Source organism: Actinomyces wuliandei (assembly GCF_004010955.1).
GTDB classification, from domain to species: Bacteria; Actinomycetota; Actinomycetes; order Actinomycetales; family Actinomycetaceae; genus Actinomyces; species Actinomyces wuliandei.
Genome location: NZ_CP025227.1, coordinates 410,158 through 422,611, shown reverse-complemented (window position 1 = coordinate 422,611; position 12,454 = coordinate 410,158). Strand labels below are relative to the sequence as shown.

Sequence of the window (12,454 nt, the reverse complement as noted above, 5' to 3'; positions counted from 1 at the left end):
GTACCGAGCGTGAGGACCCTGGGATCATCCCCGCGCGTGCGGGGTCAACAGCCTCCTCCACAGTGATCATCCTTCTCCTCCGGGATCATCCCCGCGCGTGCGGGGTCAACCGCCGAGAGGCAGGGACGCCGGTAGCGGAGACCGGATCATCCCCGCGCGTGCGGGGTCAACGACGGCGAGCACACCGTCGTCGAGCGCGTCACCGGATCATCCCCGCGCGTGCGGGGTCAACTCAGGGCGCAGCCAGGGCATCTTCTGGACTGCCGGATCATCCCCGCGCGTGCGGGGTCAACTGCTCCAGGGTCTCCTCCATGGCTCTGGTCTCCGGATCATCCCCGCGCGTGCGGGGTCAACGACAGCGATAGTAGTCACAAAAGTTGTCCTTCCGGATCATCCCCGCGCGTGCGGGGTCAACGCCCGTGATCCCGATCATACGCTCTCGGGAGGCGGATCATCCCCGCGCGTGCGGGTTCAACACGGCTGTGGACGACCAGCTGCTCGGCCACCCGGGATCATCCCCGCGCGTGCGGGGTCAACGCCTCACCCACCGTGAAGGCGATTATCGACGGCGGATCATCCCCGCGCGTGCGGGGTCAACAACAGCGACCGTAACCTCCTCGATCGGTTCACGGGATCATCCCCGCGCGTGCGGGGTCAACAAGGTCGTGACGCCGTAGCCGCTCATCACGGCGGGATCATCCCCGCGCGTGCGGGGTCAACGCCATCAGGTCCGCGCTCAGGGTGGGCCTGCCCGGATCATCCCCGCGCGTGCGGGGTCAACTCGCGTTCCGTGTCCGGGATGAGGCGGGCCGTGGGATCATCCCCGCGCGTGCGGGGTCAACTCCTGGGTCGCCGGGATTGACTGGGGTCAGGTTGGATCATCCCCGCGCGTGCGGGGTCAACCCTGCGTAGCGCGTCCCCCTCGCAGCTGATTTTGGATCATCCCCGCGCGTGCGGGGTCAACGTACCTGAAGCCCGTCGTCTCGGACGGTGCGGCGGATCATCCCCGCGCGTGCGGGGTCAACACCACCGGCGCCCCCGCCCCCACCGAGCCTCCAGGATCATCCCCGCGCGTGCGGGGTCAACCAGCGCCTCCACGAGCTCGGCCAGCTGCGCCTCGGATCATCCCCGCGCGTGCGGGGTCAACGCCGCCAGCAGCCGCTCCGTCTCGCTGTCGTCCGGATCATCCCCGCGCGTGCGGGGTCAACGCCGAGCCCGCACCGGACCAGCTCGTCGCAGCGGGATCATCCCCGCGCGTGCGGGGTCAACAGTGAGAAAATCACCGCACCCACCAAGTACGTCGGATCATCCCCGCGCGTGCGGGGTCAACCCCCTGACACCGCCGTCCTCGGCCAGGATCTCGGGATCATCCCCGCGCGTGCGGGGTCAACGCTGACAGCTCGGGTAGCGGGCGTGGTGCCGATGGGATCATCCCCGCGCGTGCGGGGTCAACTTTCTTTTCTGGTTCTACTTCCGGGGGGTTTGGGGATCATCCCCGCGCGTGCGGGGTCAACTGCAACCACTCATGCCTCACCGGTAGCACCACCGGATCATCCCCGCGCGTGCGGGGTCAACGCGCAGCTCGTCGGCAACGTCCCTGCCCACGCCCGGATCATCCCCGCGCGTGCGGGGTCAACTGCCGGCCGGAGTGCAGCATAGCGCGCCGGATCGGATCATCCCCGCGCGTGCGGGGTCAACAACAGCGACCGTAACCTCCTCGATCGGCTCACGGGATCATCCCCGCGCGTGCGGGGTCAACTACATCACGCGCTCGCGCTCGCGGCTCCTCAGGGGATCATCCCCGCGCGTGCGGGGTCAACCAGGAGGAGACATGCCCACCTACACAGTCCCCCGGATCATCCCCGCGCGTGCGGGGTCAACACGGGGTGCGCTGATGGGGGTGTCTCTGTGTGGGGATCATCCCCGCGCGTGCGGGGTCAACACCGGTACCTACGCGGTGACCTTCGACGGCAGGGGATCATCCCCGCGCGTGCGGGGTCAACCCGTCGCCCCGGAGGACTCCGGGAAGGACGTCCGGATCATCCCCGCGCGTGCGGGGTCAACTGGTGATGCCTTCCCTTGTCCTGCGAGGGGATGGGATCATCCCCGCGCGTGCGGGGTCAACCTGAGTCCGCGATCCTGCGGATGAAGCGTCAGCGGATCATCCCCGCGCGTGCGGGGTCAACCCCGCAGCGCCGGATCTATGTAGACGGACAGTCGGATCATCCCCGCGCGTGCGGGGTCAACCGTGCGAGCGTCCTCTGTACGTCGGCCCCGTTGGGATCATCCCCGCGCGTGCGGGGTCAACACTTCCTGACCTGCGACGATACCACGCAACCAGGCCATATGCCTTCACTGCTGACCTAGGGCCCGCTCGGTAGCGTTGCGGTAGCGACGTCGTCGGGCGGCGACTGACCAGGACTCCTTCGGAGCCTTGACAGCACCAGGAAGGGCAGCCTGCTCTTTCACATCCTTGTAAGGCGCCTGCATCACCAGGCAGCCCTCCACGTTCACAGGGTCACGCTCGTGCCCCAGGGACACCACTGCAAAGCGCTGCTCGTTGCGTGCCGAGTAGGCCAGCAGGGCACGCCCGTCACCGATGTTGGCCTCGACCAGTTCCCACACCTGCTCGCGGACCCTGGCGGACAGGTGCCCGACGAACACCCCGGGAGCCACCTCCAGCAGCCATCGGGTCAGCGCCCCTCGCAGCCCCGCTGGTGCAGCCGACAGCACAATCACTACCACCCGGGATCGCCGCCCTCCGCCTCGTCACTCAGCACGGTGTAGTTGACGCCCCCAGCGATGACCTGCCGCTGGTAGTCCCACAGGGAGACCACGTTGACCCCCAGATCCGCGTCCTCCTTGACACCGAGCAGCCGATAGATGTCACGCACCGTCCGCTCGATGACCTGCAGCTCGAAGATCCGGTCGCGCACTCGGCGCCGAGTGGTCCCGCTCAGGTCAGACATCCCTTCCGCGACCACGTCAAAGGCCACCGGGATGGTGACCTCCACCTTGTAGAGGTCGGCCACGTCGTAGACGAAGGAGCGTTCGTGCCCGGTGTGGACGAACCCCAGACCAGGCGAGCACCCCAGCGCCATGATGACAGCGTGCACCACCCCGTACAAAGCAGCGTGGGCTGCAGACAATGCCTGGTTCACCGGGTCCGAGGCCTCGAAGTCGTCCGGACGGTAGTCCCTACGCTGCCAGGGCACCCCGGTCTTCTTGGAGTGCTCCCGGTAGATGGCGCGCACCCGTGCCCCCTCCCGCCCCCGAAGTTGCTGCATGGTCAGCCCCGTGACGTCCTCGTCCTCAAATCTCATGCTGTACATCTGCCGGGCTACGGCCAGCCTTTTCTGAGGCGAGGAGACGCGCGCTGCCTGCTCGACGAGGAGGCGTGTGGAAGAGGCCAAGGAGCGCCCGTGCGCGTAGTAGCGCACGCCACGTTCCCCGACCCAGGCCGCTGTCGTGCCGCAATCTCCCAGCAGCCCCATCGCCTGGTGACTCACCGAGGTACCCGGTCCCAGGAGGACAGCCAGGAGCGAGGCTGCTGGGACTCTGACCGTCCCCTTGTCGTTCCTCGCTGTCAGGGCGCCGTCCTCCCGGTGGACCACACAGTGCTCCAGGTAGAGGAAACTTGTCCGGTCCTGTGCTCGTGGAAGGGCAGTCACGGGTACCGGAAGCAGTCGAGCCACAGCCATCAGCCTCCTGGGCGTGCCAGGGTCAGCAGACCACAACCATAGGCCTTGGAAGCCCCCAGCCCGCCCACAAGGACCTGTCGTATCAGCGCGACATCGGTGATCCTCAAGGCCCCCTCATAGACGGTCCGGTTAATCCTCACCCGGTCCCGCCCCCGTCCCCCGTCACGCTGACGAGAGAACACGGGACGTTGTCTGCGGACTACGAGGACGGATGCCCAGTTATCCGCCTCCGGAGCATATGGCGCCGTCACCCCGGCACTGTGACCGCTAGACGGGTCCTGGTCCAGCAGGCTGAACCCATTTCTAGCAGCACGCTCTGTCAGCCACTGCCGCTGCTGGTTCACAGTGACATGTCCACAGCGCTTGCCCCGCACACCAAGCCCCTGAGGCACAGCACGCTGCGGGTTGGCTGCGAGCCGGAAGGCCCACACCTGACCGTCCGCCAACCGGGAGAGGAACGGCCCGTAGTCCACGGTCCTGGCCTGCGTCCCGGGAGCGGCGACCTCGTGCTCCAACCGCTGGATCGCTGGCGCCTGCGGGGACAGGATGTAGAGAAGAACGCCAAAGTCGCCCACGTCAACCCGCCAGAGCACCCGCCCTGCACCTGGTCCCACAACCTCAGGGTCCTCTACCGGAGCAGCGTCACCTCCTGTGGCAGCCTTCATCACGACGGCGTGCATCACCTGGGAAGACCCCAAGTACCTGCGGGCGAGCCTACGCCTGGGGTCGATCTCGATCCGCGTCAGGAACACGTCTGCGCCTCCTCCAGCTCGAGCATGGGGTCGTGAGGGTCACGTTGCCGTCCCTCCTGAGCGGCGCCCAGAGGGTCGCGCGTGTCACCGCGAGGCTCCCCGAGCACCACATGGTGGCGCTCGACCTCCCGAAAACTGTACTCCCGTCGCCTGGGGTCAAAGGAGAGTGGAACATCCCGGCTGCCCCGAAGATCACCGGAACGCTCCTCCTCCGGCGTGGCCTCAGCGTCAATGAGTATCTCCGCCTCCAGCCAGCCCCTGCGGCGACGGTACCACTGTGAGGCCTGCCAGGCCTCCTGCCGCAGGGCTTCCAGGAGGCTCCCCTCGCGCAGCCCCATAGCCACCGGCTGGCTGGGCACGCAGGAGCGGCGCCCCAGGTAGAGGGGGAAGCGAGGGTGGCGCAGTGCCTCCTCCATGCCCTCCAGCAGGTCGGCCTCACCCTCGATCCCCGCCAGGAAGACGGCGTCGGCCAGGTAGTACCTGTCAGACAAAGGCATCGAGTCCTTCCCGTCGAGGGAGCGCGCCGTGTGGAAGTCCCGGATGACCCTGCCCGGCTGGTCCTTGCGGACCCCGAAGCGCAGGGTGAGCAGGTCCTCCACCGGGTCCGTCCGCCGCCGTCCGGCAGCGGCGGCCAGTATCCCCAGGATCCCGCTCTTGGTAGGGGCCAGCTCGGTCTCCCTGACCGTGAACCGGGACCTCACCCCCCAGGCCTGCATGGGTCCGGCGAGCCTCAGGAGCAGCACGCCCATCAGGCCTGCTCCTGCCCGGGCACTCGAGGCGCGACGCTGTCGCGCACCCGCTGCCCCAGCTCGGTGAAGGCCACCCGCTCACCCAGGGAGGCGACCGCCTCAGAGTCGCTCAGGCTCACCACGTAGCTGTGCAGGGGCTTAGCCCCGTAGTTGGCCTCAATGGTGGTGGCGTGACGGGCCAGGGCCTCCACCGAGCGCTGAAGGTAGCCGGAGTCCTCGGTCTGGCGGACCTGCTTCTCAAAGGCGCCCACCAGGGAGACCGGCTGGTCGTCGCGCACAGTCACGACCACGGCTTCTGGCAGGGTGCGGTTGGCGAAAGTGTTCTGCTTACCGGAGGGCATGGAGCGCACAAACCCCTCGATGAAGGCGGTCAGCGCCCGCAGGGTGGCCTCGATCTCCCCCAGGTTCTCCTTGAGCATGTCGATGTTGACGGTGGCGTAGCGGTAGACGGTGGCTGAGGAGAACTCGACAGTACTCATCATGCCCGCACCGGCGTCCCCCTCCTCGTCGGAGTCGTGCTTGGCGTCGTCGACGGCGGTGAAGAAGTCGTACTCCGTCTCGGCCGCGTGGGTGGAGATGGCGTGGGCAACCTGGCATGCGGCGTCCATCCTAAGCCTGGGGGCTGCCGCCACCATTCTTCCGAACAACGCTATATCAATAGCAGCGAGGGCATCCAGAGCCTCCTCTACGTCCCCCTTCTTCACCTTGTCCCCCCTCTTCTTACCCACCGCCAGCCTGGCGACCTCCTCAATCTGGGAAGGAGAGATAAAGAACAGGGGCGTATTACTTTCAGACACCTCTCCCTTTCTGTTTGTTGCCACAATCTTTCCATCTTTGTTTCCAGCCAAGTTTACCGTCTCTACAGCAAGCCTTGTCGACTCCTCCGCAAGACTAGGATCAATAGCAGCAATTTTATCAGACAAGACCTGATGAAGGCGACGGGTTCGCATTCCGAGACCTTCAATTTTCAGGTGGTCCCTGAAATAGAGGCGGGTAGCCCGCTTCCAGGACTGGCTGGACACACGCAGGCGCCGCACGCCGCCGTAGACAGCGGACTTGGGCGAGCCGGTGTCATCCCGGTTGACGCAGGAGGGAGGGAGGTTCTGGATGACGTGGATGTCGACGTAGGTACTCATGTCTCAGCTTTCTGGAGTAGTGGTTGTGGGGGTGGCGTCCGGGTCTCCGGGCGAGGCCACAGGGCCGGCGTGGCTACGGGATTCCGGGTCCGGCTCCGAGGAGGAGCGTGAGTCAATGGCGTAGTACTGGCGGGCCCAGCGCAGGCGGACGGCCCTGGGGCCGTCAGGCCGCTGGAACTGGTGGACGTCGTCAGCGAGCATGGCGTAGTCCAGGACGATGTCGTGGGAGCGCAGCAGGGAGACGAGCGTGCCCAGGTGGTGGCGGAGCTCGTCCACGGTGGCGGAGGTGACCAGGGCGTTGAAGCGCTTACGCGTAGAGGACTCCTCACCGAACAATTCCACGAGCCTGCGCGCCGCCGCTCCCAGGCCCACGCCCGGGACGTGCACCGGCCTGGCCTGGGACTGCTGGTGGAGGGCATAGAGGGTCACGGCGGTGTGGACGGCGACCTCCTCCCAGGTGGGGGCGTCGCTGGCAGTGTCCGGGACGGAGGCGACCTGCGTCAGCTCCCACACCTCAGGGACCTCACCAGGCTGGCGGGCCACGGCCCGGCGCAGCCCGGCCAGCTCGCCACGAGCCTGAGGGGAGTCCGCTAGGTAGCGCTCCTGAAGACCGGTGACCCTGCGGTCCACGACCTTTCCGACGTCGTAGAGCCGACGGCGTCGGCACCAGCCCTGGGGCGGCTGCGCCCCGGTATCCCCTCCGCTGGCGGGGGCGTCCGCTGTGGTCATGCTTGCTCCTTACCTTGCTCTGTTTGTCGATCTGTGTGTCGACCTGTACTTTGACCTGTCTTGCCTGGTTGGCGGCTCGGACGTGCTTCCGACCGCCCGACCTGCCTCCCGCCAGCCGCCCGGCCTCACCCGCCTGCCCTCAGGCCCCGTCGGCGGGCTGCGTGGCAGCGGTCACAGCGTCAGGGGGGATGACCCGGCGCAGGGCCTGGAAGAACCACATGAAGGCCAGGCCCACGTCAATGTGGCTGCCGCCCTCGTCCCGCCCGGCAATGGCCGTGGCCGGGGCCGCCTCAGCCATCTCCTCCCCCTGGGCCCGGGCCTGGTGCAGAAGAAGGCGGCGCCACTGCTCCCTGCCCGCCTGGGGCTCGGTGGTCTCCAGCGAGGCCAGCCACCGGGGGAACTCCTCGTCAATGGCGAGATAGAAGGCGGCCCCCGCCTTCTCTTGGGCCGCGTCTACCGGGTCCTTGTTATCTCTTGTCCGTTTGGCGCCCTGCGCCCTAGCCAGGTTGCCTCCCAGGTTTCGCAGTGCGCCAGCAATCTGTTCGGCCTCCTCCATGGCATCGCCGACCACCGCCACTAAGCGCTCGTTACCCGACTCCAGCAGCCTGACAGGTAGGCGGAGCACGTCATCGACAAGTTGGGAGACAACAGCATCATTAGTTCCATATTTAATGCCTATGGCGTGGAGTGGTACAAGCCCTTGGGTTGGGACGACTTCCTCGGCTATCAACTCCTGATAGAAAGTTAGGACACCCGGTGGTCGGTACCGGGAGATCTTTCCCCCGCGCTGGACCTTGTCTTGGGGGCTCAGCTGGGCGACCAGAGTGGACAACCCTCGCCAGAAGGCGCGGTCAGTGGGCAGCTTGCGCGGCATGAAGACCGTGGCCTTGAACTTCTTGGTCTGAGGCTCAGAGTAGCGCCAGGCGGTCATGGGCTCTACACCGTAGCGGTTCTGGGGCGTGACCTTGTCGCCGTTGCCCAGGAACAGGCCGGTCACCCCGGAGCCGTCCCCGTGCAGGAGGAGCCTGCGGGTCTGCCAGGTGTAGCAGTCCACCGGGCCAGTCGGCGTGCGGTCCTGGGATCCCACCGCTCCGTCGGGCTGGCGTTCCCACGGCGGCAGGTCGGCGGCGACGTCGACCTGCCCCAGGTCTCCCACGACGCTGGGGACCACGGTGTTGAGCAGCAGCGTGTGCAACAGGTTGGCTCCCTCGACCACGACGACGCCGATCTGCCCCGTCCAGCCAGGACCAATGGGAGGAGTTGTCCCATTATCCCCTATACGCGGGTCGCCGTGGGCACCGCTCCGGCGACCCGCAGGGTCGAACGCATGCGCATGAATCAACCAACGTGCCGCCTCCCGCCAACTAATTGCATAGAGACCTTCGGCGGCACGGTTGGTGAACAACGCGCGGTCGCGGTCTTTAGGTACGTCAACAATTATCTTCCCCGGGTAGGACACGGCTCCTTCAATCCCCGCCACCTGGAAGAACGGGTGCTCCGGGTGGCGCAGGTCGAAGCGGTCCCGGTAGCGCTCCAGGTAGGCGGTGGCGTCGCGGCCCAGGAGCGCCGGATCCTCCCAGTAGGCCTCCCAGGTTTCCAGGTCTGGCGGCCCGCCCATGGTGCGGTGGCAGATGGCCAGGAGAAGGCGCAGGATCGCCACGTCCTGGCTGGCGATCTCCCCGTGGATGCCGCCGATGCTGGTGGCCTCCTGGAAGGCGGTCAGCAGGGAGACCTCCTCCGGGGTGCCGTCCAGCCGGGTCACGCGGATCCATGGCTCGTCGAGAAGGTTAAAGTTGTCTGTCATGTGGGGTGGACCTCCTTGAGCCCGGTGGACGGGGAGTACTCCAGCGTGGTTCCAGCCAACTCGGCCCGGCCCTGCCGGAGGGGCAGGAAGAGCTGGCCCGCCAGGTCACGGCTAGCCTGCCAAGCGGGTACGACACGATCCTCCAGCTCGCTGATGACCTGGTCGATGACGCCGTGGCGGGTCAGGCCCGGTGGCAGGCGCACGGTGGACATGACCATGGCGCGCACGGTCTTCTTGTCAGGCTTGTCGTCGGTAGGGATGAGCGCGCCCGGGGCCACCGGCGCGGTGGGCAGGGTACGGATCTCCTCCTGGCCACCCACGCGGTGCAAGTCCAGGAGGATCACCTCCAGGGAGTCCTCGCCGTCGCGCACCTGGGCACGCCCCTCCTCGGAGTCGCTGGCCACCGTGTCCAGCCAGCCCACCAAGGAGGTGCGCCACCCCTTGCCGCACGGCTCATCAAGAAGGAACCCCTGGGCTGCCCGGTGCTTCTCCTCATCCGTCCTCTCGTCCTTGTCCTGAGCGTTGCGCAGCGTCTCTTCCCAGGCAGGCGGAGGTGTGGGCTCAGGCCCGTAGACCGCCTCAATAAGGCCGTGGACGTCGTCGGGCACGTTGACTCTCCCCCCGCCCTCCAGGACGCGTCCCAGGGCAGCAGCCGTCAGCAGCATGTCCCGCTCCCCGTAGACAGCCTTGGCCCCGGGCTCCACGGTGGGCTCCGGATCACGCAGGAAGGGCAGCCAGTCGAGGTAGCACACTGGCTCGCCCAGCGGGCCGGGGCGGGCACGCTCGTGGCGGTGCAGGCGTCCCATCCGCTGGAGCACCAGGTCCACCGGGGCCAGGTCGGTGACCAGGAGGTCGAAGTCGACGTCCAGGGACTGCTCCACCACCTGCGTGGCCACGACGACCGCCCGGTGGGGGCGCTCGGGGTGGCGGCGCGGCGGGCCGAAGCGGTGCAGCAGGTCAGCGTCCTTGGCCAGCCGGTCAGCGATCGTGAAGCGCGCGTGATTGAGGGTCACCTCCTCACCGAGGACCTCCCGCAACTCCTCGTAGGTCTCCTGGGCCCGGCGCACCGTGTTGCGCACCACCAGGGCGCAGCCGCCCTGGGCCAGCGAGTCCTGGAGGAGACGGGCCAGGCCCGGCTCACGGCCCAGCCGCCTCAGCCGCACTGCGCTTCTCCGCCCGGAGGCCGAGGTCGCCACCACGTGGGTACCGTGAGCACTGGCCGCTACCAGGCAGGGGAAAGGTGTCGTGATCACCTGAGGGACACCCCTGGGAGGCAGACCCGTCACCGCTCCACTGTCGGCGGTCAGCCCCAGGCCCCGGCGGTAGGCCTCCACCATTGCGGTGCAGCGGACCTGGGAGAGCGTGGCGGACAGCAGCACCACCGGCACCCCGTATGCGGCCAGCCAGGTCAGCACACGGTCCAGGTAGACGTTCATGTAGGTGGAGTAGGAGTGGACCTCGTCAACGACGACCACCTTGCGGCTCAGCCCCAGGTGCCTCAACATGAGGTGCGGGGAGCGCATCGCCCCGAACAGCAGGTGGTCCACGGTGGTGACGACGAAGTCAGAGAGCATGGACTTCTTGCGGCCGCTGAACCAGGACAGGATCGCCAGATCAGCCTGACGGCGGCCAGCGTCAGCGTCGCGGGCACCCTGGGAATGGCCCGCGTCATGGGCACCCTGGAGGCTGGCGGCCCGCGTCCAGACGGCGTCCTCGTCACGGCCCACGTCTGCCGGGCGCGGCGCAGCCGCCACCCGATCCTCCTCCGCCTGTCCCCTGGCTGGCGCGAGGCCTTCTGAGGCGGAGCACCCCGGTGCGGCATCTCCTGGCACGCGGTCTTCCAGCTCGTCACCACCAAGCCCACCCAGGAGCCGGTCGTGGATCTCCCACCCCCGGCGCCGCAGGCGGCCCGCCTCCCGGTTGAGCCGGTCGCGTCCGTGGCGAAGGCTGACGGCGAACTGGGAGGGTGCGCCGCGCTCCGCGTAGGCGTCCTCGATCCTCTCCAGCCAGTCGAGCTCCCGGGAGAACATGGCGTCGGTGGTCGCCTGGGTGGGCAGGGCGAACAGGACCCCGGAGCGCCCGGTCCTGGCGGCGAGGATCTCGGCAGCCATCATGGCCGCCTCCGTCTTGCCGCCGCCGGTGGACTCCTCCACCACGAGCAGGCCGGGCAGCCCCATGGTGCGGGCGGCCTCTACAGTGCGCGCCTGGACGTCGGTGGCGCGCGTCCCCGCAGGGAGGCTGAAGCGGGAGGTCAGCAGGGCGTCCGCGTCCTCCCCCTGGTCTCGAGGCCGCCAGGGTGTGGGAATCTCCAGCCTGGCGATCCCACGCCGGGCGCGCTCGGCGTGGGCCTGGGCAGGTAGGTGGTTCAGCCCCTCCTCGTCCAGACCAAGCAGGGGAAAGTAGTCGCCGCAGGAGGCGATCCAGTCGGCCACGACCACCAGGCCGGAGAGCTCGACGAGGAAAGGCTGGGACCAAGCTCGCTGGGACCACCGCTCCAGCAACGGGGCCACCCCGGTGCGCTCGGTCACCAGGTCGATGAACTCACCACGTGTCTGATGCCATTCCGGGCCGCCCAGAAGGTGCGCACGGCCAGCATTCTTGGCCGTGTTGAGACTGCCGGTCGTTGGAGGGATGCCGTGATGGGCACCAACCACGGAAGCCAGGGCACGACTGGGACCTAGCTTCCAGCCACGCTGTTTCAGCCACGCTTCCAGGGCAACCTGCCCGGCCAAGGCATGGGGCATCACGCGACGCTCTTTGGGATCAATCGGCTCGTGCGCCAGCCCGGCCTCGCGCATACGGTCATCGAGCCCGGGCACCTGGACGCTGAACGCCGGGGTGCACTTGCCGATGTCATGCACCCCGGCGAGCCAGGCCGCCAGAAGACAGAACTCCTCGGTAGGAGGCAGGAGTGCCGGGGACGAGGGAGCCTGTACAATCAAGGAGGGAACGCAGTTCCCGGCGCCCGCCGCCTCAGCCTCCTCCCCTAGCTCCTTCTCAATGAGGCCGCTGACTGTGGGCGCCACCCAGGCTCGCGCCAGGTGACCCGCCACCGCAGCAGTGTCCAGCAGGTGTAGCCATAGGGGCATCCACTGCCTCTTCTCCGGGCTGTAGCCGGACTTCGCCCACACAGAGCGGGCCGAGGCGCTCAGAACGTCCCGAGCCATCGGAACTCCTTACTTCCGCCGTCAAGACACACAGGGGCAAGACCTGCCTACAAGAGGTGATGACCAGGTCGTGCGTGCGCCTACGCTGAGATGCTCCGTCGCTCACCCCAGACACGAGACACCACGTCACGTAACCAGCCTCACTTCGACAGCGTCAGCCTACGCACCCCCGCTCCCTGGCGGGACCAAACAAAAACTCGTTACTTAACTGTTGCCCGGACGACGCCGACAGGCGCGGTTCAGCGGAACCACCGGCCACACGTGCGCCAGGCCATCCGCTACAGGGTCACCCAAACCCACCCTCTGGCAGCGGCACCGACCATCTCTGCCGCAACAAGGCACCAGGCGTCGGCAAGAACCGCAGAGCACCATCTCGCGACGGCACCTGTCATGACGGCACAGTCGACTCCGTACGC

Annotated in this window: 8 protein-coding genes and 1 CRISPR repeat array (1 of these 9 cut by a window edge); all 8 genes read right to left on the bottom strand. The window is 67.7% G+C overall.

Annotated elements, in window-relative coordinates; all coding sequences use genetic code 11:
* Nucleotides 1–2,308: a CRISPR direct-repeat array (repeat unit 28 nt; unit sequence GGATCATCCCCGCGCGTGCGGGGTCAAC); it reaches 40 nt to the left of the window's first position.
* Between the two features lie 44 nt (nucleotides 2,309–2,352).
* The gene (gene cas2e / locus CWS50_RS01755) at nucleotides 2,353–2,745 is read right to left on the bottom strand and encodes a type I-E CRISPR-associated endoribonuclease Cas2e (protein ID WP_127841417.1); all 393 of its coding nucleotides are present in this window, start codon (nucleotides 2,743–2,745) and stop codon (nucleotides 2,353–2,355) included.
* Complete coding sequence (cas1e, locus tag CWS50_RS01750) at nucleotides 2,739–3,695, bottom strand: type I-E CRISPR-associated endonuclease Cas1e (RefSeq protein WP_127843152.1); 957 nt, start codon at nucleotides 3,693–3,695, stop codon at nucleotides 2,739–2,741. Before cas1e ends, cas2e begins: the two co-directional genes overlap by 7 nt.
* Nucleotides 3,696–3,700: 5 nt before the next feature.
* On the bottom strand, nucleotides 3,701–4,453 hold the full coding sequence (gene cas6e / locus CWS50_RS01745; RefSeq protein WP_127841416.1) for a type I-E CRISPR-associated protein Cas6/Cse3/CasE: 753 nt from the start codon (nucleotides 4,451–4,453) through the stop codon (nucleotides 3,701–3,703).
* Entirely contained in the window at nucleotides 4,444–5,202 is a 759-nt protein-coding gene (cas5e, locus tag CWS50_RS01740) for a type I-E CRISPR-associated protein Cas5/CasD (protein ID WP_127841415.1), read from the bottom strand. The genes cas6e and cas5e overlap by 10 nt, the downstream gene beginning before the upstream one ends.
* Nucleotides 5,202–6,338: a type I-E CRISPR-associated protein Cas7/Cse4/CasC gene (gene cas7e, locus CWS50_RS01735; protein ID WP_127841414.1), complete on the bottom strand. Its 1,137-nt coding sequence runs from the start codon at nucleotides 6,336–6,338 to the stop codon at nucleotides 5,202–5,204. Before cas7e ends, cas5e begins: the two co-directional genes overlap by 1 nt.
* A 3-nt stretch (nucleotides 6,339–6,341) precedes the next feature.
* On the bottom strand, nucleotides 6,342–7,067 hold the full coding sequence (casB, locus tag CWS50_RS01730) for a type I-E CRISPR-associated protein Cse2/CasB (protein ID WP_127841413.1): 726 nt from the start codon (nucleotides 7,065–7,067) through the stop codon (nucleotides 6,342–6,344).
* A 139-nt stretch (nucleotides 7,068–7,206) separates the two neighbouring features.
* Nucleotides 7,207–8,871: a type I-E CRISPR-associated protein Cse1/CasA gene (gene casA / locus CWS50_RS01725; protein WP_127841412.1), complete on the bottom strand. Its 1,665-nt coding sequence runs from the start codon at nucleotides 8,869–8,871 to the stop codon at nucleotides 7,207–7,209.
* A complete protein-coding gene (gene cas3, locus CWS50_RS01720) occupies nucleotides 8,868–12,038 on the bottom strand; it encodes a CRISPR-associated helicase Cas3' (RefSeq protein WP_127841411.1) in 3,171 nt (1,056 codons plus the stop codon). Before cas3 ends, casA begins: the two co-directional genes overlap by 4 nt.
* Nucleotides 12,039–12,454 lie beyond the last annotated feature (416 nt).

Coding starts and splice junctions, on each gene's coding strand:
- cas3 (WP_127841411.1), bottom strand. CDS start 12,038: ATGGCTCGGGACGTTCTGAGCGCCTCGGCCCGCTCTGTGTGGGCGAAG.
- cas5e (WP_127841415.1), bottom strand. CDS start 5,202: ATGGGCGTGCTGCTCCTGAGGCTCGCCGGACCCATGCAGGCCTGGGGG.
- casA (WP_127841412.1), bottom strand. CDS start 8,871: ATGACAGACAACTTTAACCTTCTCGACGAGCCATGGATCCGCGTGACC.
- casB (WP_127841413.1), bottom strand. CDS start 7,067: ATGACCACAGCGGACGCCCCCGCCAGCGGAGGGGATACCGGGGCGCAG.
- cas7e (WP_127841414.1), bottom strand. CDS start 6,338: ATGAGTACCTACGTCGACATCCACGTCATCCAGAACCTCCCTCCCTCC.